This window comes from Methylosinus sp. PW1, assembly GCF_000745215.1.
In the GTDB taxonomy this organism is placed as follows: domain Bacteria; phylum Pseudomonadota; class Alphaproteobacteria; order Rhizobiales; family Beijerinckiaceae; genus Methylosinus.
Genome location: NZ_JQNK01000009.1, coordinates 877,500 through 904,441, shown reverse-complemented (window position 1 = coordinate 904,441; position 26,942 = coordinate 877,500). Strand labels below are relative to the sequence as shown.

Here is a 26,942-nt window from a genome sequence, read left to right as displayed (position 1 = left end):
GCCTATTGCGGCATGCGGAAGGCGGCGCCATTTTCGGTGGTGCACGTCCCAACCGTGCATCGAAACGAATTCCGAGATCCGTCGCGCAGGCATTTGCGCACGGTTCAGAGCGCCGAGAGGGGGTTGGGCCTCTCGGCGCTCGTTTTGTTTCGAGCCACCGATGGACGTCAGCATCGACAAATTCGACTCCGACTATGCCGCCATGCGCGGCATTCGAAGCGAGTTGAGGCGTCGAAAGCGCAAGATCACCACGGCGGAAGTCTCCGAGCTCGCCAAGACCTCGATCGAGCGCCATCAGTCGCGAATGGATCTCGTGAAGCAGCGTCTCGAAGACGGCTTCGTATGGCCGGGCGGGATGGTCGGCGCCTATTTCATCGATCCGTTCCATGAGATTGGGCTGGCGTCCGAGGAGGAGCACGTCCTCCGGCGTTTCATCGCGGCGACCCCCCGCGTCTACCACGGTCGGACGCATGAACGCTTCGGCGACGAGACCAACGAACTCATCGAAAAGCGCATCGCGAATTCTTTGCATGCCGGCTATGAAAAGGGATTCCTGCCGCTGGCAGACAGCAAATTGCTGGCTCTCGACATGCCGGTCATCGAACTGACGCGGCTGATGAGACACGGCTGGCGCGTCGATCTCGACATGGACTTCCCCTCGATGGCCTACCTGCGCTACGAGCTTCAGAAGGTCGTCGATCGAGGAGATCTGCCGTGTCTGCCGCACATTCCGGTCGGGTTTGTCGAGCATGACGGAACTCTGCGGCGTCCGCATCTTTGGTGGCTTTTGCCGTACGGCTCGCAGGTCTGGTACGACCCCGACGACGAGCGCTGCAACAAGCGCATCATGGCGCTGTTCGACGGCGTAGTGCGCGGATGCACCGCGGCGCTGCTGCACCTCGGCGCGGACATCAGCGCGATCGCCAACGAGGGGAAAGGCAAGAACCCGCTCAGTCCCCACTGGACCAGGGAAATCTGGAACGGGACGGCGTTTCCCGATCTAACGGAATGGGCAGAATGCGTCGACACTGGCCGCCGGTATGGGGATCTCGCCAGGGACGCTGCGGCGCTGGATTCGGGATTGGACAAGAACGATTCCAATGCGGCCTTTTGCACGGCGCAGCGCATCGCCTTCGACTCGCTGAGAAGGATGCATCATGCCGGAGATCCCGAATATCTCGCCGTGATCGGCGACACGGAAGCGCTGGCGGACATCCTCGAGGCGAAATGCGTCGCTGAAATCGTACATATGTTTCAAAAGAAGTCCGAGCAAAAGCGGCTGATGAAAATGATCCGTCGCGTGGCGCTCTATGCCGCCGGGCGATGGGATCCCAATCGCTGCTCCGCGAACGGGCGCGACTGGGGAGCGTGCCGGGACCGCGTCAAGGGATTGAAGACGGTTTCCGAGCGTCAGGCGGTCGGAGCCCAATATTCCGCAGAATGCAGAGCGGCGACCGCCCGCAACGCCGTTCTTGCTGCGATCTCGAGACTTCGAGAAGCCGGGAAGGAAGTCTCGGCTGCGTCCATCGCTCGCGAGGCCGGAGTCAGCAAGCCGACCGCTTATAAATACATGAACGACAGGTCGACTCCCCAACAAACAAAGGACGATTGCGCCTCTCGCGATAAACGAAGGTCTATAGATCCCCGGAATGGAGAAGGAATTCGCAGGGAAAAGATGGAAGACGAAACGAAGATCGAACGTCCGAGCATCGAGAGAGTCGTCGCGTCCGACATCGTCATTCCGTCCCTGCCGGCTTCAGACGATAATTCGAATGAAGATGGTGTGGAGATTCCGTCGTGGTGGATGGAAGACGACTGCGTTGATGAATTGGAGATTCAGGCCGTGAATGACATTGCGGATTTCGCACGTCGTAAGTCCGATCTGGGACGGCAATTGGCTCGTCTGCGTGGCGGATTGTTGAGGACGTCGGCCACGGTTGGAATCTCGGTCGAGAACGATGGTGAAAAGGCCGTGGAAAGCGCGGCTATTTCGAAGACCGTCGGTGGGGAATCTCTCGGCGAGGTCGATGCGAATGTCTCAAAGACCATCGACGTGAAAGGGAATCCACGACGGTTTGGAAGAAGGATTGTCCAGTCGTCGTCCCCGTCATCGACGACATCCATCGTTCCGGAGACGATCATTGGTGTGGATGACGACGAGAATGGAGACGGGAAGATTCCTGCATCGAACGATATTCCTGCGGTCGAGGAGTCCGCTTCGAATTGCTCCGTCATTCACAAGAGCCGTCCTTCACGTTTTGGAAGATTCGGCCAGTCGTCGTCACGAATTGAACCGTCGATTCCGCCTTCTACGATTTCCATCTCCACATCCGTTGAAAGGTCTTCGGAGACGGCAATTCGCGTGAATGAAATTGGGAATGGCGATGGGACGGCACTGGACTCGAAGAATGTTCCTGCGGTCGAGAATTCAAATTCGGATTCATCGGCCGGCACGAATGATTGTCCTACAAAAGCGAATCCGAAGATTCCGACGGCAAATTATTCAGAGCCTGATCCGGAAGGCGACGCGCGCGCACTGAAGTTTTTGGCGTGGTGGGGAGGCACGGCGTCCCCTGAGGAAATGGCCGAAATGGACGCGGCTATGGGAGTGAAGAGGAATCAATATGAAAAGCCGCAGAAGCGGCGCCGGCGATGACGGCCCTGCCTTCGTATCGGGATTTTATTCGCTATACGAAATAAACGCCCGATATTTCTTATAGCGAATAATCCTTGGATTCGATGCGTTTCAGAAAGACATTTCGCACCGTTGATTTTTACCACGATTGGATTCACCGATTGATTTGAAGGTCGGATAACACGCTGCCGACGACAAGCACGGAGAATCCAATGTCTCTCGAAAGGAAGATGCAGCGGGCTTCTGCTCGTTCTCCGGTCAAAGGTCGTCGTCCGAGCAAGGATGCCATTGAGTATCAGGAGAAGCTGCTGGCCTTCCTGCTTTCGGAGAAGGAAGAAGGCGGAAAAACACCTCAGGAAAATGACATCCTTCGCCGGGTCTTTGAAATGGAGTTGCAGCGTCTTGAGGAGATGGTGCGGATGCAAATGGTGCGCCCGCATGATGCAAGAAAATTCTGGGACTGAGGAAAGTCCTGATGTCCCTGTCCGCCCTCGAAGCGATCGAGTGGGCCGCCGTGATCGAGCAGTCTGGCGGCCTTCGTGGAGATCGCCGCGATGACGTTCTTGCCGGCGCTCTGGTTTCCGGGATCAACGAAACATCGCGAATAGATCCGGCCCAAAGGCAGTTCGTCGTTCGCGGGATGCTGTCCCTCAATCCCGGCGCGGCGGCCGCACTGGAGCGGATCGTGGAACGTCTGTCCAAGGAGTCCCTGTGATGCTGATGCCGGCGGAAGCGATCGAGTGGTCGGACATCATTGGCGTCGACTTCGGGAGGATTTGATGGGAATCGTGCAAAGAATCATGCGGATCATCGCGATCCATGAATCCAGATACCGCGTGACTGGGCGGAGCAGGATCGACTCGGGGATGCAGGAATACTGGGTCATCGACGAGCACCTGCCCGCAGGGGAGGGTATGCTCGGCCCGTTCAAGTCTTCGCGGGAAGCCCACCGTGCAAAACGCCGAATCCTGGCCTCGACGATAGCCGCCGCGGAGCGATTGTCGAAGGAGTCGGCATGAAGTTCCAGACCGGTGAGCGTGCGCGGACAAAATGAGGGCATGAACCCGGTTTTTTGAGCAGGATACGTGATGGGCTGCGAGTCGAGCCCTTCACTCATCGTGATTTCAGGAAGACTGACTCTCGTGTGGAGGCGCGATTGGCGGGTCGAGCTGCTCTATGAGCTTGTGGAAGACGGTTTCGAACTCGGCGTCGTATTGTTCTTTGTGCGAGCGGATGATGTCGATGACCTTCCGGTAGCAGTCGGCCGCTTGCCGATCCTCGCCTCTGGCCTGATAGACCATGCCCAGGCGATCATAACCGTCATGCATGTCAGGAAAGCGCTGGAGGAGTTCGCGGGCGGCGCGCTCGGCCTCATCGAGCGCGCCCGCGTGCACGAGATCGACAACGGCGTTCGACGCCACGGTCAGCTCATCGTCCATATCCTCGTCGCTGTCGAAGCTCCATAATTCGGCGGCCGCGACACGGGCCGCGCGGTCGGCCGCGTCGCGTGCCGCGTGGGCGGCGCGCTCGGCGTCTTCATCCTTGGCGAGGCAGCAGTGCTTGTACTTCTTGCCGCTGCCGCAGGGGCAGGCGTCATTGCGTCCGATCTTGGCCATCGCGGCTTTCACTCTCGAACAAGAACGAGGCATCCCTTGTATCGGTCCCTGCTGGCGGACGCCAGATTCCACGAGCTTCTCCTCGCCTTCGACCGCGATCTTGCGGCGAGGGCGCGCGAGGTGAGATGCGCGCGCTGCGGCGGCGCGCTTCATTCAGGCAATTTCCTGCGCAAGCCCAGAGGCGGTCCCGCCGGGCTCGGCGCAGACCACAATTTGCGCTTCAGCTTCTGCTGCGCTGTGCAGGACTGCCGCAAGCGCGCGACGCCCTCGTCGTTCCGGTTTCTCGGGCGCAAGGTGTTTCTCAGCGCGGTCGTCGTGCTGGTTTCGGCGATACGCAATGGCGCGGCGGCGTCGGTTCGCGAGCTCTCCAACCTTGTCGGCGCAAGCCGCAACACGATTCAGCGCTGGCGCCAATGGTGGCGCGATGTCTTCGCCGCAAGCCCGTTCTGGAGGGTGGCCGCGGCCGCCTTCATGCCGCCCGTCGCCCGAGAGGAGCTGCCGACGGCGCTCCTGGATCGCTTTTCCGGCGCCACCGCCGAACGACTGACCGCGCTGCTGCGATTGCTTTTGCCGATCACCGGAGGGGCCGCGCCGATGCTCGCTGCATGAGGGTTTTCGTCGGCCCGCAGAAGACGCCCGTCGCGGGTCGACGGCCCCGCCGTTACCGTCCGCCAGTCCACTCCAAGGAGCGTCGGCATGGCGAAAGGGCGGGTGCACGAGCAATGGGCGCAGCTGCGCTTTTCGGTGATCGGGCAGCTTCTCGCTGCGCCGCCCGAGAAGGGCGCGCTCCGTTCGGCGCTCGTTGAGCTTGCGGCGCGCGAATGGCGCCATCCAACGACCGGCGCGCCGGTGCGCTTTGGCGCCTCCACGATCGAGCGCTGGTATTATCGGGCGCTCGGAGAGCGTCAGGACCCTATCGCCGTCCTGCGCCGCAAACGTCGCCAGGACGCCGGCCAGCAGACAGCGCTCGGCGTGCCGCTGCGCCAGGCGCTGCTCGCCCAATACGCTGCGCACAAGAGCTGGAGCGTCAGGCTGCACTGGGACAATCTGGTCGCCTTGGCTTCGAGTCGGCCCGAGCTTCAACCCGTGCCGTCTTATGCGACCGTCCTTCGCTTCCTCAGGGCCAATGGTCTGGACAAACGCCGGCCGCTCACCTCGCGGCTGACGGCGGGCGCATTGCGGGCCGAGGCGCGCCTCGAGCAACGCGAGGTCCGCAGCTACGAGGCCGAATATGTCAACGGCCTGTGGCATTGGGATTTCCATCACGGCTCGCGCAAGGTGCTGACGCCGCGTGGCGAGTGGCGCACGCCAATGTTGCTCGGCATTCTCGACGACCGTTCGCGACTCGCCTGTCATCTGCAATGGTATTTGGCGGAGACGGCCGAGAACGTCGCGCATGGTCTGTCACAGGCGATCCAGAAGCGCGGCCTGCCGCGCGCCGCGATGAGCGACAATGGCGCGGCGATGACTGCGGCGGAGATCCGCGAGGGCCTCGGCCGGCTCGCAGTCCTGCACCAGACGACGCTCCCCTATAGCCCCTATCAGAACGCCAAGCAGGAGGCGTTTTGGGGTCCAGTCGAAGGCCGGCTGATGGCCATGTTGGAGGATGTGCAGGACCTCAGCTTGGCGACGCTCAACGAGGCGACGCAGGCCTGGGTCGAGTACGAGTACAACCGCAACATCCATTCGGAGATCGGCGAGGCGCCCGTCACGCGTTTTCTCGCCGGCCCCGAGGTGACGCGGCCGAGCCCCGACAGCGCGAGCCTCAAGCTGGCCTTCACGAGGACCGAGCAGCGGACGCTGCGCAAGAGCGACGGCAGCCTCCTGATCGAGGGCCGCCGCTTCGAGGCCCCGAACCGCTACCGCCACCTCACGCGCCTGGAGGTCCGCTTCGCCAGCTGGGACCTCGGCTGGGTCCATCTCGTCGACGCGCAAACCGGCGCGGTGCTGTGCCGGCTGTTCCCGCAGGACAAGACCAAGAACGCCGATGGGCGCCGCCGGTCGCTGGAGCCGATCGCGGCGGAGCCCATCGCCATCAAGCCTGCCGGTGGCATGGCGCCACTGCTCGCCAAGCTCATGGAGCAGCGGGCTGCAACGGGGTTGCCGCCCGCCTACCTGCCCAAGGACGAAGGAGAAGAGTCTTGAACCCCAAACTATTGGCGCTCTACGGCCTCAAGTGGAACCCCTTCGCGCCGGGCGCGCCGACCGAAGCGTTGTTCGCCACGCCGCGCCTGCGCTCCTTCTGCTGGCGCGTGGCGCAACTCGCCGAGGAGGGCGGCTTCGCCCTCGTCACCGGCTCGCCCGGCGCCGGCAAGTCCGCCGCCCTGCGCATCCTGGCCGAGCATCTGGCGACGCAGCGCGACGTCAAGGTCGGCGTGATCAGCCGTCCCCAGGCCGGCATCGGCGACTTCTATCGCGAGATGGGCGATCTCTTCGGCGTCGAGCTTCGCCCGAACAACCGCTGGGGCGGAGCCAAGAACCTGCGACAGCGTTGGCAGGCTCATATCGACGACTCTCTCAATAGGCCCGTCCTGATCGTCGACGAGGCCCAGGAGATGCTGCCGCTCGTCCTGAGCGAGCTGCGCTTGCTGTCCTCGGCAAAACTCGATTCCCATATTCTGTTGACCGTCGTTCTGGCGGGAGACGGACGGCTCGTGGAGCGTCTGCGGTCCGACGAGCTTCTCCCGCTCGGCAGCCGCATCCGAGTTCGCCTCGCTATCGACCGGGCGACGCCGCAGGAGCTGCAGGATTGTCTCAGACACGCCTTGCAGCAGGCCGGCGCGACGACGCTGATGACCCCGGAGCTGATCGTGACCCTCTGCGATCACTCCCAGGGCAATCTGCGCGCGCTCATGACGCTTGCGGGCGAGCTGCTCGCGACGGCCGCCGAGCGTGACGCCCGACAGATCGACGAGAAGCTGTTTTTCGAGACTTGCGCCATGGCCCCTCCGCCCGCCCCGCTCTCGACTGCGGCCGGAACTCGGCGTAGACGATGACGCCGCTTCCCGTCACGCCCGCCCATCAGCTCGCCGATCGCCCTCCAGACAAGGACTGGCTGGTCACGGGGTTGTGGTCCCAAGAAGCGGTCGGCATCATCGGCGGCGAGCCCAAATGCTGCAAATCCTTCCTCGCGCTAGATCTGGCCGTCGCCGTCGCCGGCGGCGCGCCCTGCCTGAGGCGATTTGGCGTACCCAAGCCCGGCCGCGTCCTGCTATACGCCGCCGAGGACGCGGCGCACATCGTCCGGCGCCGGATCGAGGGCATCGGCGCTGCGGCCGGCCTCTCCATCTTTGATCTCGACATCCAGGTCATCACCGCCCCGTCGCTGCGCCTCGATCTCGACGCCGATCGCGCCAGCCTCGAGGAAACCATCGCGCGGCTGGAGCCGCGCCTGCTCATCCTCGACCCCTTCGTGCGCCTGCATCGCATCGACGAAAACATCAGCGGCGAAGTGGCGCCGCTGCTGGCGTTCCTGCGTCAGCTCCAACGCCGTCACGGCCTCGCCGTGATCCTCGTCCACCACGCGAGAAAGAACGCGAGCAGCATGCGTGCGGGCCAAGGCCTACGTGGTTCCTCAGAGTTCCATGCCTGGGGCGACTCCAACCTCTATCTCCGCCGAGACGGCGACGCGCTCACCCTGACCGTCGAGCACCGCGCCGCGTCGGCCATGCCCGCCATCAGGCTCGAGCTCACCGAGCGCGCCGACGCGCTCGCCCTCGAGGTCGTGGACGGCAGGCCACAACCCGCACAGGGCGCAGAAGCACGCTCGATCGACGAGCGCATCGTCGCGGCCCTCGCGGAAGCCGGCGCGCCGCAGCCCTTTGCCGATCTGCGCGCCTTGTGCCGCGTGCGCACCACCACGCTCTATCAGCGTCTGGCCGCCATGGCCGCCGCGGGCCGCATCGTCAAATCGACGGACGGCTATCGCCTCGCCACGGGCTGAGTGATACGCCGCGATAAACGGCCGCAACCAAATCAGCCCCGCTGTGGCCGCATGCCCTCTCAAGTCACTCAGACGTTGACTTCCCACTTCCGCTTCCCACCACCCCTACAGCGTGCGGGAAGCGGAAGTGGGAAGCCCATCAAAAAGCCTGATGAGCACGACATCAGAAACCGTGATCACACTCACCGGGAACCTTTCATCCGATATCGCTCGTTTGCCGGAAAAAGTTCCCTATCAGGAACGCAAGCGTCAAAAGCCAACCCGGAATGCTCCAATGTCGCAGCCGCGTGAAATGAAGCGGATTCCGATCTCCGCCGCCAAGCGCATCGCCGACGACTACGGCTACGACCAGGTGATCGTCTACGCCCGGCGCGTCGGCGACGATCCGGATCCGCACGGAGAGCACGTGACGACCTACGGCGCGGACAAGGCGCATTGCGACGTGGCGGCCCGGATCGGGGATCACCTGATCTACAACGTCTTCCAGTGGCCGCGCGAAGAGCAGCCGCCGACGAAATCGCCTTCGAAACCGGGCTGGTATCCCGTCCTGTTCGAGGGACGGAAGGAGAAGGGTAAAATCCGCCCGCGCAAAGGTTGGAGCCTTTTCTACGACGTCGACAGCCGTGGATGGTGCGACGTCCTCGCGCACGAAGCCAAGGGCTGGACGCTGGCGGCGTGGTTGGATGAACCGCACGACAATACCGATGCCGGGAAAGACGCGGCGATCGAGCGCGCCGGGAAATTCTGGGATGTCGAGACGGAGTGAAATGGCGATGAGCAGGATTCCATTCGAGACGAAGAAGGAAGTCACCACGACAACGACGCGCCGGGAAGCCGTGTTCCGCGTCTCGGTGCAGGACATCGAGGCGATCATCGAAAGTCAATTGCGGAAGCAGCTCGGCCTCGACGGCGGCGCCGAAATCGAGATCGCGACGGTCTATCGCGACCAAAATTCCGACCCGTTCGATCGAGCCTCCGATTTTCGCTCGTTCGAAGGTTTCCAGGCGACAGTCGTTCACGAAGTCGACGCGGCTCCGGTCGATGACGACGACGATGAAGACGAGGCGCCGCGCGGCCCGGTTTCCCTGGAGGCCTGCCGGCCGGGGCTGTTCCTCTTCAATGGGGGACTGCATTTCCGCGCCGAATATTGGAGCGAAGTGAAAGAAAACGGCGTTGTCGTCGGATCCAAACCCGACGCCTATTGCGTCGCGAGCGGCGAATATTTTTGGGGCGGAACGAGCGACTGGCGGAAGCGCGGCGAACTGATCGTCCAGCCGGTCGACTACAATGAAGTCGTCGATCTGCTCAATGATCTGATCTGAAGGAGTCCAACTGATGCTCAGACCCAGTGAAATCATCGCGCTGACGCGGCTGTTCCCGTCCTCTGAATTTCACGCGCCGTTGCACAGGATCTCGATTCCATCCGCAGTGTTCGTCATCGACATGGAGCGAATTTTCCGCGACGGCAGCCTGTCGCCGTGGCTGCGCGACACGAAGGCGCGGGAACTGGCGAAGACCCATCCCGGCGTGGCGGACTTCGTTCAGGATGTCGGCGTCGCCCTGGCGGATATGGCGGCGCGGGCGGTCGGAAACGAATCGGAAACCGGACCGCGTTGACGACCGGTTTGCGCGGGGCTAAGGAGGCGCGCCGTTTTCATGAAGCCCCTTGAAAGACCACGAATTGCTCGGAATGCCCCGCGACAGCGATATTTCGAAGATCGAAGCCGCCCGCCACGCCCTGAGGTCGGCGCCGAGACCCGAGATCGAGGAACTGGTGCGGATCGCGATGCGGTGGCACATGGCGGCGTCCCGTCTGATCTACATCGAATCCGAATGCGGAGACGTCGTCGCCAGGACGACCGACGCTTGCATCGCCGCTGCCGGAGCCGGAAGGACAGCCGAGGTGATCGTCGGCATCATCGAGGACGCGTTCGCCGCCGAGGTAGACCGGCGCGTAAAAGGCCTGAAGACCGATCAAAAATGAACGTCATCAAATGGATCGACGACGTCGTGTTCTCCGTCGTCGTCGCAGTCGGTTATCTGATCGCGGTCGTGCCGATGGCGATCTGGCCGAACTACGTCAGTTCGCTGCTGCTGGCTCCGGAAGCGCCTAGAGATCGCGGCTATCTGGTCGTTCCGACGCTCTGCGACCGCCTGTGGAGCGCGTTGATCCTCCTGCCGGCGGGATTCGCGTTCGTCGCAGTGGCCGTCGTGGGCATGGGATCGGACGAGGCGGCGCGCCGATATCTATTGATCAGGAAATTGGCGTTCGGAAGGATGGCGGAACCGGCCGAGTGACGATCACTGGAATAGGCGCAGAACGATATCGTTGTTGTTGTTGGCGATCGACAGCGACTGGACGCCTAGCTGCTGCTGCGTCTGCAATGCCTGCAATCGAGTGGATTCCGTGTTCATGTCGGCGTCCACCAGCGAGCCGATGCCCTGGTCCATCGCGTCGCCGAGGGTCCGCATGAAATCGCGCTGGGAGTCGATGGTCGTCTTTGTCGAGCCGAGCGTCGAGGCGTAGTCGGTCAAAGCGGCTATGGCCCTGTCCGCGGAACTGACCACCCCGCTGGCCCAATTGCTAAATCCCGTGCCTGAAAATGTTCCTGTCATTGCGCCAAATATAAAAGAAGCTCCAAATCCAGGTGTTAGCTTTTCAAAATACCCAGGCTCTCCGAAATCGAAATCGTTTACGACGTTCGTCCCGGAAAGAATCCCGTGCGTATAAATAAACCCGTTCTGTACATCGGCACTCCATATATTTTGTGCGGAAATAGTCACAGAATCCATTCTTGATTGCGATGATCCACGCTCATCCGAGTATCCAGTCGTAAGCGAAATGCCGGATATCGAACCGTCGAGCAAATTGATTCCACTGAAGGACGACGACGAGATGATTTCGAGGATCCGTCCACTCATTCCAGCTATGGTTGTTGCGATCTTTTGGAGATCGCCATCGGACCTTGCCGGAATTTCCCATCCACTCTGCGCCATCAGGACGGATCCCGACTGGACCACGGCGCTCTTGATCTGGTTCATCACCGAGATCGTGCTTTCGACGCCCGTCATCGCGACGTTGATGATCTGCGAACTCACCCCGAGCGAATCCGCGATCGTCGACACCACGCCCCGGTCGGATTTCATCGTTTCCGCGACGGCCCAGGTCGACGCATTGTCGGCGGCGCTGGAAACCTTGAGGCCGGTGGAGATGCGGTGCTGCGTGGATGCCAGGGCGGCTTGCGTCGAACGCAGGCTTTGGAGAGCGGAGATCGCGGATGAATTCGTGAGAACGCTGGACATGAAATCGACTTCGTGACTGGAACACGTTGTCTTTTCAAATAGTCGTAATTTGAAAACGCCCCGTTAATGCCGAGCCGGTCCTTTCATGGCGGTGAAACATATCGTTAATTTCGTTCCTCCCATATTGGCTACGAATATTTCCGGAGGTCCACTTCCATGGGTTACGTCGATTCCGTTCTCGTTCCGAACGAGAGGATTGTGCGGAAGGGCAGGTTGCACCGCATCGTATATCTCGATTCCATCGCATTCGCCTTGGTCGGAATCTACATGCTTCACAAAGGCGCGCACGTGCTGCCGGCGGCGGACCCGAGGGAGGACTTGATTTGGACGCTCGTTCGCTTTTCGGGCGCCCTTCTGCTCATCCGAGGCTTCTTCTCTTCGATCTCCACCTTCATTCGCTGCTGGTCGACGGAAATCGCCGTCACGAACCGACGCGTAATATTCAAGCGCGGCCTGATACGGCGCTCCACGATGGAAATGAACCTTGCCAAGGTCGAGAGCATCACGGTCAACCAGTCGATGCTCGGACGAATTTTAGGCTACGGCGACATCGACATGCGCGGCACGGGATCGAGCATAGAGGATCTGCGTCTCATCGCGGACCCGATCGCCTTCAGAAGGAGTATCGAGGCGCAGGCGCCCGAAATGGAAGTGGTTGCCCCCCGACAATTGCGGATTGCCGCTGCGACGTAAATCGACGGGCGCGCAGGGATTATACCTTTCCCGGCGCGCCCGCGCTCTCAAGGCATCACGCACTCGCAGATGGACTCCGGCAGGCGCGTCGGCGGCACGATGCCCCAGGACATCCTGCGCCCCGCGATGCCGATGCTCTCCGCGTATTCGAGCGGCAGCGGACGCCGGCGTCTCGCGATTTCGGCGTCGCCGTCTTCCAGTTGCCACTCGACCACCGAGCCGAAGCCGACGGCTCTGGCGGCTCCGATCTGATCGATGTCGCCAAGGAGATCCCGCAGCGCTTCACGGTCGCCGACGACGTGCCATTCGACGGCTCGACATATCGTCCGCGTGTCGGCGAGGCGCGCCGCCTTATAGGGGCCGGCCTTCGTCAACACCTTGCCGACGCCGGAGACGAGATAGCCCTCATACCGGTCGTCGAAGCGCCTGTGGTAGTTCCGCTTCTGGCGGCCGACGGAATCGACGGGATACGGCGTCGAGCAGGAATACCACCAGCGGCCTCCGAACTCGATTTTCTCGATCGGCAGGTCGTCCACGGGGACCATTTCGGAGTCGCGATGGACGTAGAACTCGTCGCCGTGTTTTCGAAGCTGGGACGCGTAGGCCACGATCCCGTCGATGGTCGGCGTCCACGGGTTGCTGGTGATGTAGCCGTTGACCAGGACGGCGCGGATGAGAGTCGGTTTCATGCGGATCTCCTTTCCTTGGCTCTCCGGCATGCGGCGCCGCTCCGTTTTTCACCTCGAAGGATCGTAACGACCTCGATGTATTCGGGGCGTTTGTGGACGAGGACACGCATCGGCACGGGAAGGCGCGTGCGAACCTTCTCGCAGTCATGCCCCTGGGCGAACGACGTTCGACATCCGTCCGATTGCAGGGATTCGACGATAGCCGACGCGATTTCGCCGTCGCTGCGGGCGCGAGTCAGGCGTCTTGGAATCCTCTCGCGGAACCTGTCGATCGCGTGTTGCGTTACAAGGATGGTCACGCCGCGCCCTCCAGCAGAGCCAGGACGCCGCCGTTCGGCGCGATGGCGGTTTCCTTCAGCGCGCCGACATGGCGCCCGTAGGCCGCCAGGGCCTCGGACGCCTCCGGAGACAGCATGCAGGCGCCGTCGGCGACGGTCACGAAATGCTCGACGACGGCGCCGGTCGTGCGATCGGTCAGCGTGTAGTCCAGATCCACCAGGCCGTAGCCTCTCGCGGACTGGCCGCCGATGTGCGGCGCGTCGGCGAAGAGACGAAGGGCGGCGACGAGGCAGCCGAGTTCCTCCTCGGTCGCGGTCTCGATGGAGATCCACGTGTGGAGGCGCACGCCGGGCGACAGGAGCTCCATGCGGATCCGCATCTGATCCGTCGCCGGAGCGTCGTCGTCGTCCTTGGCTTTTTTCCCCTTCTTCGGCGCCCCTTCGATTACGGCGGCCGGCAGGATATAGCCGTTTACGGTATCGATCTTGCGGTCGTCGCGGCGGCTATGCTCCTTCGATTGGGTGCAGTCCGCGTATTCGACCAGGGCGGCGTCGGCGCGCAGGGACGCCGGCAGGATGCCGGAGGCCTCGCGGCAGAGCGGATAGCAGTTGCCGACGCGGGCCTTGCCGGTGAGGATCTGATTGCCGACGCCGCCTGTTGATTTCCACTGAGAGCTGACCCAGGCAGCACGAGTTTTTCCACCGAGAACTGACCCATGTTCGAACCTTTCCCCCTCGACCGTCGTGGGGGACCTTGGAGTGATCGACATGGAGTTATTGAGCGTCATCCGACGCTGGCGATATCGGCAGGAGTTTTCGATCCGGGAGATTGCGCGACGCACGGGGCTGTCGCGCAATACGGTGCGCAAATACCTGCGCTCGGACAGCGTGGAGCCGGGGTTCGCCACGCCCGATCGACCGAGCCGGCTCGATCCGTTCGCCGACAAGCTGGCGCACATGCTGCGTCAGGAGGCCGCAAAATCGCGCAAGCAGAAGCGGACGGTCAAGCAGTTGCACGCGGATCTGGTCGCCCTCGGCTACGACGGCTCCTACAATCGCGTGGCGGCGTTCGCGCGCGAGTGGAAGGCGGCGCGGCATCGGGAGCAGCAGACCTGCGGGCGCGGCGCGTTCGTGCCGCTGACGTTTCTGCCCGGCGAGGCGTTCCAGTTCGACTGGTCGGAGGATTGGGCGATCATCGCGGGCGAGCGGACGAAGTTGCAGGTCGCCCAGTTCAAGCTCTCCTACAGCCGTGCGTTCTTCCTTCGCGCCTACCCGCAGCAGACGCATGAGATGCTCTTCGACGCCCACAACCACGCCTTCCGCGTGCTGGGCGGCGTGCCCCGGCGAGGCGTCTACGACAACATGCGCACCGCGATCGACAAGATCGGGCGTGGCAAAGAACGCCAGGTCAACGCCCGCTTCGCCGCGATGGTCAGCCACTTCCTGTTCGAGGCCGCATTCTGCAATCCGGCCTCCGGCTGGGAAAAGGGGCAAATCGAGAAGAACGTTCAGGATGCTCGTCATCGCCTCTGGCAGCCAATCCCGAGCTTTCCGTCGCTGGCGGCGCTCAACGACTGGCTGGAGGCGCGATGCCGCGAGCTGTGGGCCGAGATTCCGCACAGCGCGCAGCCGGGGACGATCGCGGAGGCTTGGCGCGAGGAGGTTCCGCAACTGATGCAGCCTCCGCGGCCATTCGACGGCTTCGTCGAACACACCAAGCGGGTCACGCCGACGTGCCTGATCCATCTGGACCGCAATCGCTACAGCGTGCCGGCTTCATTCGCCAATCGCCCCGTCAGCGTGCGGGTCTACCCTGAGCGCGTCGTCGTCGCCGCCGAGGGGCAGATCGTGTGCGAGCACGCCCGCGTCTTCGCCCGGTCGCATGACGACAAGAGCGTGACGGTCTACGACTGGCGGCATTATCTCTCCGTCATCCAGCGCAAGCCGGGCGCGCTGCGCAATGGCGCGCCCTTCGCGGAACTGCCGGTCGCCTTACGGACGCTGCAACAGCGCATGCTCGAGAAGCCGGGAGGCGACCGTGAGATGGTCGAGATTTTGGCTCTGGTCCTACAGCACGACGAGCAGGCCGTGCTGACCGCCGTCCAATTGGCGCTGGAGGCCGGCGCGCCGACCAAGACGCACATCTTGAACCTGTTGCATCGCTTGGTGGACGGCAAGCCGGTCGACGCGCCGCCCGTGAAACCGCCCAACGCGCTGACGCTCACCACCGAGCCGCAGGCCAATGTCGAGCGTTACGACGCGCTGCGCAAGGGTCGGGAGGCGCGCCATGCGTCATAATCCCGCCGCCGGCGCCATCGTCATCATGCTGCGCAGTCTCAAAATGCACGGCATGGCGCAAGCCGTCAGCGAGCTGACCGAGCAAGGCTCCCCGGCCTTCGAGGCCGCGCTGCCGATCCTGTCGCAACTCTTGAAGGCGGAAACCGCCGACCGGGAGGTGAGATCGATCGCCTACCAGCTCAAGTCCGCGCGGTTCCCGAACTATCGCGATCTCGCCGGCTTCGACTTCGCCAGCAGTGAGGTCAACGAGGCGCTCGCGCGCCAGCTTCATCGCTGCGAGTTCCTCGAGGATGCGCATAACGCCGTCCTGGTCGGGGGACCTGGCACGGGCAAGACGCATCTGGCGACAGCGATCGGCGTCCAGGCGATCGAGCATCACAGAAAGCGTGTGCGGTTCTTCTCCACCGTCGAGCTCGTAAACGCGCTCGAAGCCGAAAAGCACCAAGGCAAGTCGGGCCAAGTCGCGGCGCGGCTCGTTCATTCCGATCTCGTCATCCTCGATGAGCTCGGCTACCTGCCGTTCAGCGGCTCCGGCGGGGCGTTGCTGTTCCATCTGCTGAGCAAGCTCTACGAGCGAACCAGCGTCATCATCACGACGAATCTGAGCTTCGGCGAATGGGCCGCCGTCTTCGGGGACGCCAAGATGACGACGGCTCTGCTCGATCGCCTCACTCACCGCTGCCATATCCTCGAAACTGGAAACGACAGCTTCCGGTTCAAGGACAGCTCGGCGAAGGCGGACAAACCTGCAAAGGAAAAGACCAAAACTTGACGACCGACTGAGCCGCAAGCCATCTTCAACCCGGGTCACTTCTCAATGGAAATCCCGGGTCAAATCTCGACGGAAATCTACATCGTCCGAGAAATGATATTCCCTGATGCAGAGAACATCATGCGCGAGGCGCCGCGTCTTTTCCATTATGTGCCAGACGTGATGCTGGTCGCCCGGCGCCGCGGGGAAGACGATCACGTCGAAACGGTCGGCGAGCTTATAGCGCCTGATGTGATCGGTCTGCTTAAAATCATAGGCGATGAGCGTTACATCATGCTCTTTGGCGATGTTCTTGTAGACCGAGACGTAACGCGTCTGCCCGCCATCGCGCACCGGGGTGATGTCGAATGTGGAAAGGACAACGATCTTCATCGGCGTGTTCCTCTCAAGACATCGATGATTGTTCCGGCGACGCGATCCCAGTCGAAGCGTGACGCGGCCTCCTTCGCCTTGGAGGCGAGGCGCGAGCGCAGCTCGGAATTGAGCGAGAGCTCGCTCAGCCCTCGAGCGATCGAGCTCACCGACAAAGGATCCACGAGAACGGCGGCGTTCTTCGCTATGTCCTGCATGCTGGTTTCCTGTGAGGTCAAGACTGGGACGCCGCAGGCCATGGCCTCCAGCACCGGCATGCCGAATCCTTCATAGACGCTGGGATAGGCGACGAACATCGCGCCCGAGTAGAGCGCCGACAAATCCTCATTGTCGACGCCGCTCAGCACTTTCACATGCTCGGAGAGTCCGCTGTTGGCGATCAGCCTCACCAATTCGTCATATCCCCAGCCATGGGAGCCGACGATGGCCAGCTGCGGCGGATGCTCGACGCCGCGACGAAATTCATCATAGGCCTGAACCAGACGAACATGGTTCTTGCGCGGCTCCAGCGTCCCGACATTGAGAATATAGTCTCGACGAAGGCCGAATTTGGCGATCGCGGCGTCGACCACGGGAGCAGGGCGCGGCCCGATCGCGCCGGGTCCGATCCATGAGGTGGTCAGACGCTCGGGAGAGACGCCGACATTTTCGATAATGTCCTTGCGGGTCGTCTCGGAGTTGCAGAAAATGTGATCGGCGCGCTTGAACACATCGATGACATTGGCGAAATTTTCGATCGCGTCCTTGCCGAAGAAGTTCGGAAACAGGATCGGGATCACGTCATGCGCCCAGCTCGCGAGAGCGAGGCCGGGGACGGCGATCGGAATGAAGTGATTCGCGAAATAGACGGTCGCGCCCATTTCACGCAGCTCGCGGCCCAGCTCCTGCAAATTGAAGGCGCGTCGCTGCTCGATCGCGGCTTGCACGACTCCATTGTAGCGGCGATCGAAACGGCCGTCCGCGAGACTATAGACGACCGTGTGCCTGATGTGCACTCCAACGCGCACCCTATCGACGCGCGGGAAAAATTCGATTGGGATTTCGGCGGCGCCGTTCGTCCAGCGCGAAGCGCTCTCCGGATCGTGATAGCCATTGGTGAGGCGGGGGTCGTCGAAGGAGAACTCCTGCGATCCCTTCTCCGATTCGATGACGATCTTGCTGACGGCGACGCCGAGGCTGCGGCTGTCCGGCGAGTTCATCGTGTCGCAAGGACGGGCCGCTCGGCTGCGCAGAAACATCGCATGCCGGGGCGTCGGGCCTTCATAATAATACCAAATGCCGTCCGGCGTCGCCGTCTGCGTCGTCGGGACGATCCGGCCGTCGACCTCGAAACGCGCGCGCTCTCTATTTGTACGCAGAGAGAAGGAGCCGGATGATTTCAGCACGCTGCGATAGATTACTCGCGGCGCGAAGGTCAGCGCCGCCATGGCGTCGGGCCGCACCTTGCCGAAAAACGGGTCGGCGACGAAAACAAATTCGGTGTCGGGGGCGATCCTGGCGGCGGCGTTCAGAAAGCCGACGGAGACATTGAAAATTCCACCGCTGATCGACTGCTGAAAGGCGCCGGCGTCATATGCGATGATCATGAGTGCAACCCCGCGGAGATGTCGACAAATCCCTCCAAGAATGAGAGCCACCGTCTCGCGGTCGCTTCGGAGTAGAAGTCGGTCGCACGGTCCGCCTGCTCGCGAACGATATTGTTGCGCAGCGTTTTATCGCGACGCAGGAGCTCCAGATAGCCTGCGGGAATCGATGGGTCGAGCGTGTCGAATTTGATGCCGGCCGGCCCCATCGTCTCGCCCACTGCGGTTCCCGCATAGGCCAGCACCGGACAGCCGACCGTGAAGGCCTCGAGCACGGGCACCATGAAGCCTTCGTGCTCGCTCATGGAAATATAGGCGTCGGCGGCGGCGAACAGCGTCTTGATCGCGAGCCCGGTCGCATTCTGATAGATTTTGATGTCGGAAAGGACGCCGCCCCGCACCGCCCGTCCGAGCAGCGCGTGGAAATATTCGTCGCCCCAAATCTTGCCGCCGAGATGCAGCGAGGCCGAACGGCCGAAGAGCTTCTTATAGGCGGCAAGAGTGTCGATCAGCAGATCGTGCCGCTTATTGGGGACGAAGCGCCCGACGAAGACGATATTGACCTCGGAGGCCGCCTTTATGTCGAAGTAGAGCTGATTGTCGAGCTCGCGCGACGAGAAAAAGGCGTCGTTGAAGAACACCGGGATGGTCACAGGGTCCCGAAAGCCGAATTCTCTCAGCTCGGTGGTGTTGTAGTCCGAATCGCCGACGCCTTTCTCGAAAGCGCCAGCAAAGCGCCGCATCTGCGCGCGGGAATGGTCGCACATGTCCCCGAGCCAGCTCATCGAGCCCTGGCCGCGGAAAAAATGGCCCGGCGTGACATTGTGATAGATCAGTATCTTGCGGACAGGCAGGTCCAGCAGAGCTTCGAGATCTTCGTTGAAGAAGGAATAATGCAGCAGCAGCAGATCCGTGTCGCTCCAAGCCATGCGCTTCAGCATGGAGACCGACAGCGTCGCATAATCGCTGATGGCGATAGTGGAATCCGAGCACGCCACATAGGACGCCACGCCTCGTTCCCGTAGGATCTGATGCAGCGAGGAAATCGAGGCGCCGATGGCGTCGGCGCTAATTACCGAGGGATGATATTGAACAACACGTGACATTCATCCTCACCAGACAGATGTTTCGAAATCGAGCCCCCGGGACAGGGAGCGAAGCGGCTCGCTCGAAAACACCGTCCGTGCGATCGAGCCGCTTTCCATCGTTCCGGAAAAGCGACGCATCAAAGCCCCGAAGCTTCCGTCTCCGTCGAGGACGGAGCGCGCGCGAGAGGTCCGAACACCTCCATCTGCTGCTCCAATTGCTGCGTGACGCCGGCGACGACGGCTTCGGCGACGTCGTTCATCTCCTGCTTGGCGTCCTCGAGAGCCTGCTGCAGCGTCTCTCGCTCGCGTCGCAAGCCGTCCACCTCGCCGGCGACCTTGGCGACTTCCGTGGAAAGGCGGTCGATGGTCGAGGAGAGGGTGAGAATCTGCGCGGAAATCTGCGCCGAGAATTTCAGGAGGTAATTTCTTTGTTCGGTCAAATGGAGCAGCAGAGAATCCATCGTCGAAACTCCGCTCGTGAATGTGAGAGGCGGCAGCTCGCTCGATGTTTCGCTCTGTGGTTGCGATCTCGCGCGAGTGACGAGCGCATGCGCGAATTCCGATAGGCGTCGCTTCTCCGTCACCGATATCACTTTATTCATAAGAGCCTTCCATTTTCGCCAGCTCACAGCGAAAGATGTATAAAGTGGAGCGCTTCGCAGAATAGCCGAGGTCTCGGCGTTTACGGTTTTTCGGCCGCAATCGACGGGCTTTGATGCGCCCGCGCGCCATCTGGCGCAATGCTCTGCGCCGTCAGCCGGTCATTTTTCGCATCCCTATCCGGTTCGAGACACACCTCTCCCCTCGCGGCGTCATGCCGCCGCTTCGAGAACCCGCGCCCGCTTCATGTTCATCGCCATGACGACGAACTGAAGATGACAATTGTTGCGCGCGAGGCTGCGGTAGCGTACTCGCGCCATCCCATACCAGTTCTTCATCGTCGCGTTGGCGCGCTCGACGCCGACGCGAACGCTCGACGCCGTCTTGTTGAACCATCTCTGCCAGTCCGGCTGTCGCGCTCCGCGCTTCGCCTTATAGGCGATCTTGTCGTCGATCTTCTTGTCGTTCAACGCCTTGCGTAGCGCTGCGCTATCATATGCCTTGTCGCCGTAATAGGCCTCTTCATCGCCCTGGATCATCGCCTCGCCGCGCTGGCTGTCGTGCAGATCGGCGCTCGTCATCTCCGCTTGGCGCACGATGCCGCTTTCTTCGTCGACCGCCAGATGCGCCTTGTAGCCGAAGTAGGTCTCGCCGTTCTTCTTGGTGAAGCTCGCGTCCGGGTCGCGCGGATTGACCTGCCCCTCGTCGTGGGGCGGCGGCTTCACGGCGGCCGCGATGATAGTGGCGTCGACCAGCGTGCCGCGCTTCACGATCAGCCCGCGCGCGTCGAGTTGTCGATTGACCTCGGCAAGTAGTTTCTCGTCGAGGCCGAGCTTGGCGAGCCGCTGACGAAACCGCCAGATCGATGAATGGTCCGGCGTCTCCTCGTCCAGCGGAACCCCGCAAAAGCGCCGAAACGACAGGCGATCGCGCACAGCCTCCTCGGCGGCGGGGTCGGACAGCCCATACCACTGCTGCAACAGCACGATCTTGAACATGGTCAGTGGCGGATAGGCCGGCGCGCCGTCGCTCGAAGAATGCAGCGGACGCAAAATAACGTCGAACGCGCTCCACTCGAACGTCTTGGCGATATCTTCCAGAAACCCACCAGGACGAGAATAGGCTTTCACGAATGCGTCGGCGAGCGAAGGTTGGCTGAAGTTGCGGCGTGACATCGGTGACTCACATCCCTCGGACGCCCCAGAGAATCACGGGTTCGCCGGTTTTGCAAAGCGCTCAAAGTGGGCAGTGGATATGTCAATGAGCCTCCATTGTTATCGAAGCACATGACATGTCTTTCACGTCACGGACGCCTATGCGGCCAGCGAATCGAGCGACGACGGACATTCCGTGTCGCTGACGACGGCGCCGAGCGAACGGGCGAGCGGCGCCCGCTTTGTTTGCGGCGCGCCCATGCGCAAGGCAAGCGATCGCCGAAACCCGGCTCGACGACGAGATAGACTGCGCGGAGACGCGGTCACAGCCAAGCGGTGGGGGCGCCGACGGTCGATCTCGCGCCTTGCGACATGCACGCTTCGGACCATTCGATCTGGTCGGCGACGCGCGCCGGTTCGGCCGATCCACACCGCTCGCGAATTTACCTTTAGGTAATTTAACCTATTGTTAACCATGACGGCGTGAGATGACGGCGCAGCTGGAGCCGAGTCCGCCGTTGACCCAACCTTCGACCCACATTCGTTTTCGTGGCCGATCCTTTCCCGTCCTGGCCCTGGAGCCGGATGCGCCGATCGCCGGATGGTTCGAGCGGCTCGACGCCTGCCTCGAGCACTCGCCCGCCTTCTTTTCCCGCAAGGCGATCGTCATCGACGTCGCTAGGCTCGGCCTCGATCGCGACACCGTCGGGGAGCTGGTGGAGCAGCTGTCCAGCCGCGGCGTCCGCATCATGGGGCTGACCGGCGTCGATCCCGCCTGGGCGTGCGACGACCTGCCGCCGATCCTCACCAATGGCCGTTCCATCGCCGCCGACGAGCCGCCCGCCGACGGCGGCGCGGATGCGCCGAGCCTGTCGCCGAGCGAGCGCGCCGCCTTCGATGAGATCGCCGAGGCGCTCGGCGGCGGCGAGGCCGGCGCGGAGCCGCCCCATGAGCCGGGGCGAAGCGCCGCGCCGCTCATCGTCGAGACGGCGGTGCGTTCGGGCCAGTCCATCTTTCATCCCGATGGCGATGTGATCGTCATCGGCTCGGTCTCCTCCGGCGCCGACATCGTCGCGGGCGGCTCGGTCCATGTCTATGGAACCGTGCGCGGCCGAATCATGGCCGGCGCCTATGGCGATTCGCGGGCGCGCATTTTCTGCCGCCGCCTGGAGGCGGAGCTTCTGGCCGTCGGCGGCTTCTATATGACGGCGGACGAAATTCGAGACGACGTGCGCGGACGCGCGGTTCACGCAAGGCTCGAGGACGAAACGATCAAGATCATCAAGCTCGACTGAGAGGGACGGTATAAAATGCCCAAGATATTGGTCGTCACTTCCGGCAAAGGGGGCGTCGGCAAGACGACGTCGACCGCCGCGCTCGGCGCGGCGCTGGCTCAGTCGAATCAAAAGGTCGCGGTCGTCGATTTCGACGTCGGCCTGCGCAATCTCGATCTCGTCATGGGCGCGGAGCGGCGGGTCGTCTATGACCTCATCAATGTCGCGCAGGGCGACGCCAAGCTGCATCAGGCGCTCATTCGCGACAAGCGGCTCGACAATCTCTATCTGCTTCCCGCCTCCCAGACGCGCGACAAGGACGCGCTGACCGAGGAGGGCGTGCGCCGCGTCATCGACGAATTGCGCGAGCGCTTCGACTGGATCGTCTGCGACAGCCCGGCGGGCATAGAGCGCGGGGCTACGCTCGCCATGCGCTTCGCCGATGTGGCCGTCGTCGTCGCCAATCCCGAAGTCTCCTCCGTGCGCGATTCCGATCGCATCATCGGCCTGCTCGACGCCAAGACCGAGATCGCCGAAAAGGGCGGCCGCATGGAGAAGCATCTGCTGCTGACGCGCTACGACGCCGGCCGCGCCGCGCGCGGCGAGATGCTGAATGTCGACGATGTGCTGGAAATTCTGTCGATCCCGCTGCTCGGAATCATTCCCGAGAGCGAGGATGTTCTGCGCGCCTCCAATGTCGGATCTCCGGTCACGCTCCACAGCGGGACGAGCGCGCCGTCACGCGCCTATGCCGATGCGGCGCGGCGCCTGTGCGGCGCCGAGGTGCCGATGGACATACCGTCCGACAAAAAGGGGCTTCTCGTCAGATTGTTTGGTCGGAGGGCGGCATGAAGCTGTTCAATTTTTTCAATCGCCGCGCATCTGCGCCGGTCGCGCGCGAGCGTCTGCAGATTCTGCTCGCGCATGAGCGCGCATCCGTGTCCAACTCCAATCTCGTCGCTCTATTGCATAGAGAGGTGCTGGCCGCCGTCTCCAAGCACATAGAGATCGACCCGGACAAGGTGGAGGTGAAGCTGCGCGAGGGCGACGCCATGTCGCTGCTCGAGATCGATATAGAGATTTCGAGCAGCGCCTCGGCGCGCGAGGCGATCGCCGACGCCGCGGCGTGACGCTGACAAGATGAGACGAGCGGCGGCGTTCCGCCGCTCGCATCACGTAATCATCGCGAATTGACGCCCGCCTCTCCGGTCGCCTAAGCCTCCTCGCATCGACGTCGAAAGACGTCCGCGACGAGCGGAGGAGGCGATGGCGGTCTCGACCACAAGGGCGCGCGCATTGCGCCTATCGGGCGTCGTTCTCGTCAATGTGGCGTTGGCGATCGGCCTGCTCGCGGCGACGGAATTCATTCTCCATCGCGTCTATAATTGGACCAACCCTTTCCTCGATCACGGCGAGAATGCGCTGCGGTCGCGCGATCCCGTCTTCACCCATACGCTGCGCCCCAATTTCGACGGCTATGACGTGTGGGGGCCGTATACGCCGCGCATATTCACCAATTCGCTCGGCTTCAAGGATGCGGCGGCGCGCAGCGTTACCGCGAACGCCGATCGTCAGCGGATCGTCTTCATCGGCGATTCCTTCACCGAGGGAGTCGGTCTGCCTTATGAGCAGACTTTCGTCGGCCGTTTCGCGCAGGCTTTTCCCGAGATCGACGTGCTGAACGCCGGCGTCTCGAGCTATGCGCCCTCCGCCTATTACGAGAAGCTGAAATATTATCTCGACAAGGGTCTGAAATTCGATGAGGCGATCGTCTACATCGACATTTCCGACATTCAGGACGAGGCCATCTCCTATCGCTATGACGATAACGGCGTTCTGGAGCTCGGCGTGTTCATTCCGAATCCAGAAAAATGTCTGCCGAGCGCCTATCAGCTGCTGCCGCGCTCGCCGCCGGGATGGCTGGAGAAGCGATCCTTCGTCGCCGAATTCGTTTCCAATCTTCTATTCGTCAAGAAAGCCAACGCGGCGAACGCCAGCGCCAGCCTGTCGGAGCTGATGCGCCCGGGGCGCGTCTATAGCCGCGATTGGAGCCGCGCCTCCTGGACCTTCGACGATGAGGCGAGCTGCTATGGCGATGCAGGCGTCGCCGGCGGCGTGCGCAAGGCGCTGCAGCAGATGGATCGTGTTCACGAGCTGCTGGCGGCGCGCGGAATAGCGCTCTCGGTCGGCGTCTATCCCTGGCCGCATCAGCTTCTCTACGATGTCGAGAATTCGCGCCAGGCGCAAATCTGGCGCGATTGGTGCGCGGAAAAATGCAAGCGCTTCTTCGATCACTTTCCCGCCTTCTTCCAATATAAGGATGGGCATGCCGATTATGTGCGCGATCTGTATTTCTGGGCCGATGTGCATTTCAACGGCGAGGGAAATCGCCTGCTCGCCGCGGATCTCATAGAGAAATATCGGCGCCGATGAGGCGTCAGGACGCCAAGGCGAGTCCGCCCATCATCAGTCCGAGCGCGGCGAGCCAGCTGCCGAGCGCGCGAATGGCGATAGAGCGCCATGCTCGCGCATCGGAGCTCTCGCCGCGAAATGCGAGCGTCGCCGCTGATACCAGCGTGACGACGACATAGCCGGCGATGGAAAGGCCGGCGACGAAAAGCAGCCGATTGGTCTCCGACCCGACAGCGGCGGCGTTGGCCGCGCCGCGCATCGCCGCGAGAACCAATGCGAGTCCGCCCAGCGCGACGGCGGGAATGCGCAGTTCCGACGCCAGCAGCGCGCCGATCAGAACCAGAGCGCCGGCGGCGAACAGCGCGCCGTCAGAGGTCGCATTCAGCGTCATCGCGCTCGTCACTCCGATGGCGAGGCCGAAGGGGAAAAGCAGCAGCAGCGGTCGCGCTTTCGATGCGCCGAGCGACCCGGCGAGCATGCCCAATGCGACCCAGAGCGTCACATCCTTCAGATCGGTGAGAGGATGCGCCGCGCCGGCGTAGAAATCGCCGAGCCGCGCCCCGAGAATATGCGCTTTCGCGCTCGTCGCCGAGAGCAGCAGAAAGAGCGCGCCGACGCAGGCCTGTCGCGAGCGGCGCATCATCCTGCGACGCCCGCGCCGACGAACAGAAAATAGCCGCCGAGCAGCGCGATCGTCGCACCGATGCCTTGGATGACGCGCGCGCCGAGCGGCCATCGCGATAGGGCGCCGATGAGGATTCCAAATCCGTGCAAAAGGCCGGTGGCGGTGATGAAGCCGACGCCATAGGCCAGGGGGTCGGCGGCGCTGGGCAGCTCCGCGCCGTGCGCATGGCCGTGGAATATCGCGAAGAGCGCGACGACGAATGCGGCGATGACGACAGGCGGCCGGATGCGCATCGCCACGGCGGCGCCGAGAAGAAGCGCCGAGAGCGCGATCATCATTTCCGGCGCCGGCAGGGGAATATGCAGAACGCCGAGCACGCCGCCCAATGCCATGACGAGAGGAAAGGCGATGGGCAGCAGAAAGATTGCCGGCGCGCCGAGCTGCGCGCCCCAAAGACCCACGGCGACCATTGCGACGAGATGATCCACGCCCGTCAACGGATGCAGAAATCCGCTGGCGAGGCCGCCCGCCACGCCTTCGCCGTCATGCGCGAGAGCGGGCGAAACGAGCGTGGCGCTGACAAGAAGAGTGGTGGCGAAGAGGCGGAGGCGAGACGGCATGGGAAAGCGCTCCTCAATCGATCGCGAGCACGCGAAGAAGGCGACCGATGAACCAGAAGGCCGCGATCGAGCCGATCGCATAGCCGGGAAGAAGATCGCGCGAGCCGGGAAGAACGGCGCCGAGACAGCGATGCGCCCAGATCAGCGCGAGAGTGAGAAGCACGAAGGCGAGCTGTCCGATCTCGACGCCGATATTGAAGAAAGCGAGCGCCGCCGGCAGCAAGCGCCTTTCGATGCCGAGCCCGGCGAGCGCGCTCGCGAAGCCGATTCCGTGAACGAGGCCGAAGCCCCCCGCGACAGCCCAAGGATAGCGGGCCGTCAATCCCGCTTCGCCGCGCCGCTGCTTCACGATCTCGACGCCGACAAAGACGATGCTGAGCGCGATGCAGGCGTTGAGCGGCCGTTCCGGCACGCCGATCACGCCGAAGGCCGCAGCCGCGAGCGATATGCTGTGCCCGATGGTGAAAGCGGTGATCGTCGAGACGAGTCGGCGGCCGACGCCGACGATCCAGATCAGTCCGAAAACGAAGAGAAGATGATCGGCGCCGAGCAAAATATGGTCGACGCCATAATTCAGATAGGTCGCGCCGAGCGCCATCCAGCTCTCGAGCGTCGGCGCCTCGGGGCCGAGAATCGACACGGTCGGATTGGCGGATGTGATGGTGTAGCTGCGCGTTTCGCCTTGCAGCGGGATGATCTTGATCAGCGCCGCGGACATGCGCGAGCCGAGATTGCCGATCGTCATCGCGCCGACGAGGCCCTTTGCGCCGCATTCGAGCTGCGGCATGCTCAAGAAGCAATGCGGCGGCGCGCGCAGATCGACGCGCGCGGCGCCGATCGTCGGCTCCATCGTCCAGCGGCCGACATAGGCGCCTTGCCGCACCTCGCGCAATTCGAGAACGCCCAGCGATGATTCATGCGCGAGCAGCGCCGCAGGCGCCAGCAGCGTCGCCGCGACGATCCATGCCGCGAGCAGTCGCATCGCTC

At 62.7% G+C, this 26,942-nt stretch carries 32 protein-coding genes; 20 read left to right on the top strand and 12 right to left on the bottom strand.

Annotation, left to right across the window (positions count from 1 at the left end; all coding sequences use genetic code 11):
• Positions 1–160 precede the first annotated feature (160 nt).
• The 4 genes from K369_RS24740 (at position 161) to K369_RS13625 (ending at position 3,654) form a co-directional block, all read left to right on the top strand.
• Positions 161–2,656 carry a hypothetical protein gene (locus K369_RS24740; protein WP_051949279.1) on the top strand — a complete coding sequence of 832 codons (2,496 nt, stop codon included), beginning with the start codon at positions 161–163 and terminating at the stop codon, positions 2,654–2,656.
• Positions 2,657–2,847: 191 nt separating this feature from the next.
• Entirely contained in the window at positions 2,848–3,099 is a 252-nt protein-coding gene (locus K369_RS13635) for a hypothetical protein (RefSeq protein ID WP_156967888.1), read from the top strand.
• Positions 3,100–3,110: 11 nt separating this feature from the next.
• Complete coding sequence (locus K369_RS13630; RefSeq protein WP_036291894.1) at positions 3,111–3,350, top strand: hypothetical protein; 240 nt, start codon at positions 3,111–3,113, stop codon at positions 3,348–3,350.
• Between the two features lie 64 nt (positions 3,351–3,414).
• Positions 3,415–3,654, top strand: coding sequence for a hypothetical protein (locus K369_RS13625; RefSeq protein ID WP_036291892.1), 240 nt, complete (start codon positions 3,415–3,417; stop codon positions 3,652–3,654).
• A gap of 105 nt (positions 3,655–3,759) precedes the next feature.
• Here the strand turns inward: K369_RS13625 and K369_RS27165 are convergent, their stop codons facing one another.
• Positions 3,760–4,251, bottom strand: a complete 492-nt coding sequence (locus tag K369_RS27165; protein ID WP_036286326.1) for an SEC-C metal-binding domain-containing protein — start codon at positions 4,249–4,251, stop codon at positions 3,760–3,762.
• 36 nt (positions 4,252–4,287) lie between these two features.
• Between K369_RS27165 and K369_RS13615 the strand changes: the two genes are divergently transcribed.
• The 9 genes from K369_RS13615 to K369_RS13575 all read left to right on the top strand — a co-directional run bounded on the left by K369_RS13615 (position 4,288) and on the right by K369_RS13575 (position 10,492).
• A complete protein-coding gene (locus tag K369_RS13615) occupies positions 4,288–4,860 on the top strand; it encodes a hypothetical protein (protein ID WP_036286329.1) in 573 nt (190 codons plus the stop codon).
• Positions 4,861–4,947: 87 nt separating this feature from the next.
• Complete coding sequence (locus K369_RS13610) at positions 4,948–6,396, top strand: DDE-type integrase/transposase/recombinase (RefSeq protein WP_036286332.1); 1,449 nt, start codon at positions 4,948–4,950, stop codon at positions 6,394–6,396.
• Complete coding sequence (locus tag K369_RS13605) at positions 6,393–7,247, top strand: ExeA family protein (RefSeq protein WP_051948640.1); 855 nt, start codon at positions 6,393–6,395, stop codon at positions 7,245–7,247. The genes K369_RS13610 and K369_RS13605 overlap by 4 nt, the downstream gene beginning before the upstream one ends.
• On the top strand, positions 7,244–8,194 hold the full coding sequence (locus tag K369_RS13600; RefSeq protein WP_036286335.1) for an AAA family ATPase: 951 nt from the start codon (positions 7,244–7,246) through the stop codon (positions 8,192–8,194). Before K369_RS13605 ends, K369_RS13600 begins: the two co-directional genes overlap by 4 nt.
• Positions 8,195–8,345: 151 nt before the next feature.
• A complete protein-coding gene (locus tag K369_RS27160; RefSeq protein WP_198033117.1) occupies positions 8,346–8,960 on the top strand; it encodes a hypothetical protein in 615 nt (204 codons plus the stop codon).
• A 7-nt stretch (positions 8,961–8,967) separates the two neighbouring features.
• Positions 8,968–9,516: a hypothetical protein gene (locus K369_RS13590; RefSeq protein WP_156967887.1), complete on the top strand. Its 549-nt coding sequence runs from the start codon at positions 8,968–8,970 to the stop codon at positions 9,514–9,516.
• Between the two features lie 106 nt (positions 9,517–9,622).
• Positions 9,623–9,811 carry a hypothetical protein gene (locus K369_RS13585; protein ID WP_036291888.1) on the top strand — a complete coding sequence of 63 codons (189 nt, stop codon included), beginning with the start codon at positions 9,623–9,625 and terminating at the stop codon, positions 9,809–9,811.
• 49 nt (positions 9,812–9,860) lie between these two features.
• Complete coding sequence (locus K369_RS13580; protein ID WP_036291886.1) at positions 9,861–10,178, top strand: hypothetical protein; 318 nt, start codon at positions 9,861–9,863, stop codon at positions 10,176–10,178.
• Positions 10,175–10,492: a hypothetical protein gene (locus K369_RS13575; RefSeq protein WP_036291884.1), complete on the top strand. Its 318-nt coding sequence runs from the start codon at positions 10,175–10,177 to the stop codon at positions 10,490–10,492. Before K369_RS13580 ends, K369_RS13575 begins: the two co-directional genes overlap by 4 nt.
• 3 nt (positions 10,493–10,495) lie before the next feature.
• Here K369_RS13575 and K369_RS25585 read toward each other — a convergent pair whose 3' ends face one another.
• Positions 10,496–11,497 (bottom strand): flagellin, encoded by a 1,002-nt coding sequence (locus K369_RS25585; protein ID WP_084570672.1) that lies wholly within the window; start codon positions 11,495–11,497, stop codon positions 10,496–10,498.
• 156 nt (positions 11,498–11,653) lie between these two features.
• Between K369_RS25585 and K369_RS13565 the strand changes: the two genes are divergently transcribed.
• Complete coding sequence (locus K369_RS13565) at positions 11,654–12,190, top strand: PH domain-containing protein (RefSeq protein WP_084570671.1); 537 nt, start codon at positions 11,654–11,656, stop codon at positions 12,188–12,190.
• A gap of 47 nt (positions 12,191–12,237) precedes the next feature.
• Here the strand turns inward: K369_RS13565 and K369_RS13560 are convergent, their stop codons facing one another.
• Positions 12,238–12,879, bottom strand: a complete 642-nt coding sequence (locus K369_RS13560) for a hypothetical protein (RefSeq protein ID WP_198033116.1) — start codon at positions 12,877–12,879, stop codon at positions 12,238–12,240.
• 295 nt (positions 12,880–13,174) lie between these two features.
• A complete protein-coding gene (locus tag K369_RS13555) occupies positions 13,175–13,945 on the bottom strand; it encodes a hypothetical protein (RefSeq protein ID WP_198033115.1) in 771 nt (256 codons plus the stop codon).
• Between K369_RS13555 and istA the strand changes: the two genes are divergently transcribed.
• Both istA and istB read left to right on the top strand, forming a co-directional pair.
• Entirely contained in the window at positions 13,926–15,455 is a 1,530-nt protein-coding gene (gene istA / locus K369_RS13550; protein WP_156967678.1) for an IS21 family transposase, read from the top strand. The genes K369_RS13555 and istA overlap by 20 nt on opposite strands.
• Positions 15,445–16,227: an IS21-like element helper ATPase IstB gene (istB, locus tag K369_RS13545; RefSeq protein ID WP_036286363.1), complete on the top strand. Its 783-nt coding sequence runs from the start codon at positions 15,445–15,447 to the stop codon at positions 16,225–16,227. Before istA ends, istB begins: the two co-directional genes overlap by 11 nt.
• 42 nt (positions 16,228–16,269) lie before the next feature.
• Here istB and K369_RS13540 read toward each other — a convergent pair whose 3' ends face one another.
• From K369_RS13540 to K369_RS13520, 5 genes are all read right to left on the bottom strand, one after another.
• A complete protein-coding gene (locus K369_RS13540) occupies positions 16,270–16,599 on the bottom strand; it encodes a hypothetical protein (protein ID WP_036291878.1) in 330 nt (109 codons plus the stop codon).
• Positions 16,596–18,185 (bottom strand): glycosyltransferase family 1 protein, encoded by a 1,590-nt coding sequence (locus K369_RS24725; protein WP_051949275.1) that lies wholly within the window; start codon positions 18,183–18,185, stop codon positions 16,596–16,598. The genes K369_RS13540 and K369_RS24725 overlap by 4 nt, the downstream gene beginning before the upstream one ends.
• Positions 18,182–19,288 carry a glycosyltransferase family 4 protein gene (locus K369_RS13530; protein WP_036291876.1) on the bottom strand — a complete coding sequence of 369 codons (1,107 nt, stop codon included), beginning with the start codon at positions 19,286–19,288 and terminating at the stop codon, positions 18,182–18,184. Before K369_RS13530 ends, K369_RS24725 begins: the two co-directional genes overlap by 4 nt.
• A gap of 119 nt (positions 19,289–19,407) precedes the next feature.
• On the bottom strand, positions 19,408–19,731 hold the full coding sequence (locus K369_RS13525; protein WP_156967886.1) for a hypothetical protein: 324 nt from the start codon (positions 19,729–19,731) through the stop codon (positions 19,408–19,410).
• Positions 19,732–20,082: 351 nt separating this feature from the next.
• Positions 20,083–21,045 carry an IS5 family transposase gene (locus tag K369_RS13520; protein ID WP_051948759.1) on the bottom strand — a complete coding sequence of 321 codons (963 nt, stop codon included), beginning with the start codon at positions 21,043–21,045 and terminating at the stop codon, positions 20,083–20,085.
• A gap of 497 nt (positions 21,046–21,542) precedes the next feature.
• Here K369_RS13520 and minC point away from each other — a divergent pair, with 497 nt between their 5' ends.
• The 4 genes from minC (at position 21,543) to K369_RS13500 (ending at position 24,731) form a co-directional block, all read left to right on the top strand.
• Positions 21,543–22,319 (top strand): septum site-determining protein MinC, encoded by a 777-nt coding sequence (minC, locus tag K369_RS13515; protein WP_036295173.1) that lies wholly within the window; start codon positions 21,543–21,545, stop codon positions 22,317–22,319.
• A gap of 15 nt (positions 22,320–22,334) precedes the next feature.
• Complete coding sequence (gene minD, locus K369_RS13510; RefSeq protein WP_024880743.1) at positions 22,335–23,150, top strand: septum site-determining protein MinD; 816 nt, start codon at positions 22,335–22,337, stop codon at positions 23,148–23,150.
• On the top strand, positions 23,147–23,428 hold the full coding sequence (minE, locus tag K369_RS13505) for a cell division topological specificity factor MinE (protein ID WP_036291875.1): 282 nt from the start codon (positions 23,147–23,149) through the stop codon (positions 23,426–23,428). The genes minD and minE overlap by 4 nt, the downstream gene beginning before the upstream one ends.
• A gap of 136 nt (positions 23,429–23,564) precedes the next feature.
• Positions 23,565–24,731 (top strand): hypothetical protein, encoded by a 1,167-nt coding sequence (locus K369_RS13500; protein ID WP_036291873.1) that lies wholly within the window; start codon positions 23,565–23,567, stop codon positions 24,729–24,731.
• Positions 24,732–24,735: 4 nt separating this feature from the next.
• Here the strand turns inward: K369_RS13500 and K369_RS13495 are convergent, their stop codons facing one another.
• The 3 genes from K369_RS13495 to K369_RS13485 are packed head-to-tail and all read right to left on the bottom strand — an operon-like array spanning position 24,736 to position 26,937.
• Complete coding sequence (locus K369_RS13495) at positions 24,736–25,353, bottom strand: HupE/UreJ family protein (RefSeq protein WP_036291871.1); 618 nt, start codon at positions 25,351–25,353, stop codon at positions 24,736–24,738.
• Positions 25,350–25,955: a HupE/UreJ family protein gene (locus tag K369_RS13490; RefSeq protein WP_036291870.1), complete on the bottom strand. Its 606-nt coding sequence runs from the start codon at positions 25,953–25,955 to the stop codon at positions 25,350–25,352. Before K369_RS13490 ends, K369_RS13495 begins: the two co-directional genes overlap by 4 nt.
• A gap of 13 nt (positions 25,956–25,968) precedes the next feature.
• Positions 25,969–26,937 carry a HupE/UreJ family protein gene (locus tag K369_RS13485; protein ID WP_036291869.1) on the bottom strand — a complete coding sequence of 323 codons (969 nt, stop codon included), beginning with the start codon at positions 26,935–26,937 and terminating at the stop codon, positions 25,969–25,971.
• Between the last annotated feature and the right edge of the window lie 5 nt (positions 26,938–26,942).

Coding starts and splice junctions, on each gene's coding strand:
- K369_RS24740 (WP_051949279.1), top strand. CDS start 161: ATGGACGTCAGCATCGACAAATTCGACTCCGACTATGCCGCCATGCGC.
- K369_RS13635 (WP_156967888.1), top strand. CDS start 2,848: ATGTCTCTCGAAAGGAAGATGCAGCGGGCTTCTGCTCGTTCTCCGGTC.
- K369_RS13630 (WP_036291894.1), top strand. CDS start 3,111: ATGTCCCTGTCCGCCCTCGAAGCGATCGAGTGGGCCGCCGTGATCGAG.
- K369_RS13625 (WP_036291892.1), top strand. CDS start 3,415: ATGGGAATCGTGCAAAGAATCATGCGGATCATCGCGATCCATGAATCC.
- K369_RS27165 (WP_036286326.1), bottom strand. CDS start 4,251: ATGGCCAAGATCGGACGCAATGACGCCTGCCCCTGCGGCAGCGGCAAG.
- K369_RS13610 (WP_036286332.1), top strand. CDS start 4,948: ATGGCGAAAGGGCGGGTGCACGAGCAATGGGCGCAGCTGCGCTTTTCG.
- K369_RS13600 (WP_036286335.1), top strand. CDS start 7,244: ATGACGCCGCTTCCCGTCACGCCCGCCCATCAGCTCGCCGATCGCCCT.
- K369_RS27160 (WP_198033117.1), top strand. CDS start 8,346: ATGAGCACGACATCAGAAACCGTGATCACACTCACCGGGAACCTTTCA.
- K369_RS13590 (WP_156967887.1), top strand. CDS start 8,968: ATGAGCAGGATTCCATTCGAGACGAAGAAGGAAGTCACCACGACAACG.
- K369_RS13575 (WP_036291884.1), top strand. CDS start 10,175: ATGAACGTCATCAAATGGATCGACGACGTCGTGTTCTCCGTCGTCGTC.
- K369_RS25585 (WP_084570672.1), bottom strand. CDS start 11,497: ATGTCCAGCGTTCTCACGAATTCATCCGCGATCTCCGCTCTCCAAAGC.
- K369_RS13565 (WP_084570671.1), top strand. CDS start 11,654: ATGGGTTACGTCGATTCCGTTCTCGTTCCGAACGAGAGGATTGTGCGG.
- K369_RS13560 (WP_198033116.1), bottom strand. CDS start 12,879: ATGAAACCGACTCTCATCCGCGCCGTCCTGGTCAACGGCTACATCACC.
- istA (WP_156967678.1), top strand. CDS start 13,926: ATGGAGTTATTGAGCGTCATCCGACGCTGGCGATATCGGCAGGAGTTT.
- K369_RS13555 (WP_198033115.1), bottom strand. CDS start 13,945: ATGACGCTCAATAACTCCATGTCGATCACTCCAAGGTCCCCCACGACG.
- istB (WP_036286363.1), top strand. CDS start 15,445: ATGCGTCATAATCCCGCCGCCGGCGCCATCGTCATCATGCTGCGCAGT.
- K369_RS13540 (WP_036291878.1), bottom strand. CDS start 16,599: ATGAAGATCGTTGTCCTTTCCACATTCGACATCACCCCGGTGCGCGAT.
- K369_RS24725 (WP_051949275.1), bottom strand. CDS start 18,185: ATGATCATCGCATATGACGCCGGCGCCTTTCAGCAGTCGATCAGCGGT.
- K369_RS13530 (WP_036291876.1), bottom strand. CDS start 19,288: ATGTCACGTGTTGTTCAATATCATCCCTCGGTAATTAGCGCCGACGCC.
- K369_RS13525 (WP_156967886.1), bottom strand. CDS start 19,731: ATGGATTCTCTGCTGCTCCATTTGACCGAACAAAGAAATTACCTCCTG.
- K369_RS13520 (WP_051948759.1), bottom strand. CDS start 21,045: ATGTCACGCCGCAACTTCAGCCAACCTTCGCTCGCCGACGCATTCGTG.
- minD (WP_024880743.1), top strand. CDS start 22,335: ATGCCCAAGATATTGGTCGTCACTTCCGGCAAAGGGGGCGTCGGCAAG.
- minE (WP_036291875.1), top strand. CDS start 23,147: ATGAAGCTGTTCAATTTTTTCAATCGCCGCGCATCTGCGCCGGTCGCG.
- K369_RS13500 (WP_036291873.1), top strand. CDS start 23,565: ATGGCGGTCTCGACCACAAGGGCGCGCGCATTGCGCCTATCGGGCGTC.
- K369_RS13495 (WP_036291871.1), bottom strand. CDS start 25,353: ATGATGCGCCGCTCGCGACAGGCCTGCGTCGGCGCGCTCTTTCTGCTG.
- K369_RS13490 (WP_036291870.1), bottom strand. CDS start 25,955: ATGCCGTCTCGCCTCCGCCTCTTCGCCACCACTCTTCTTGTCAGCGCC.
- K369_RS13485 (WP_036291869.1), bottom strand. CDS start 26,937: ATGCGACTGCTCGCGGCATGGATCGTCGCGGCGACGCTGCTGGCGCCT.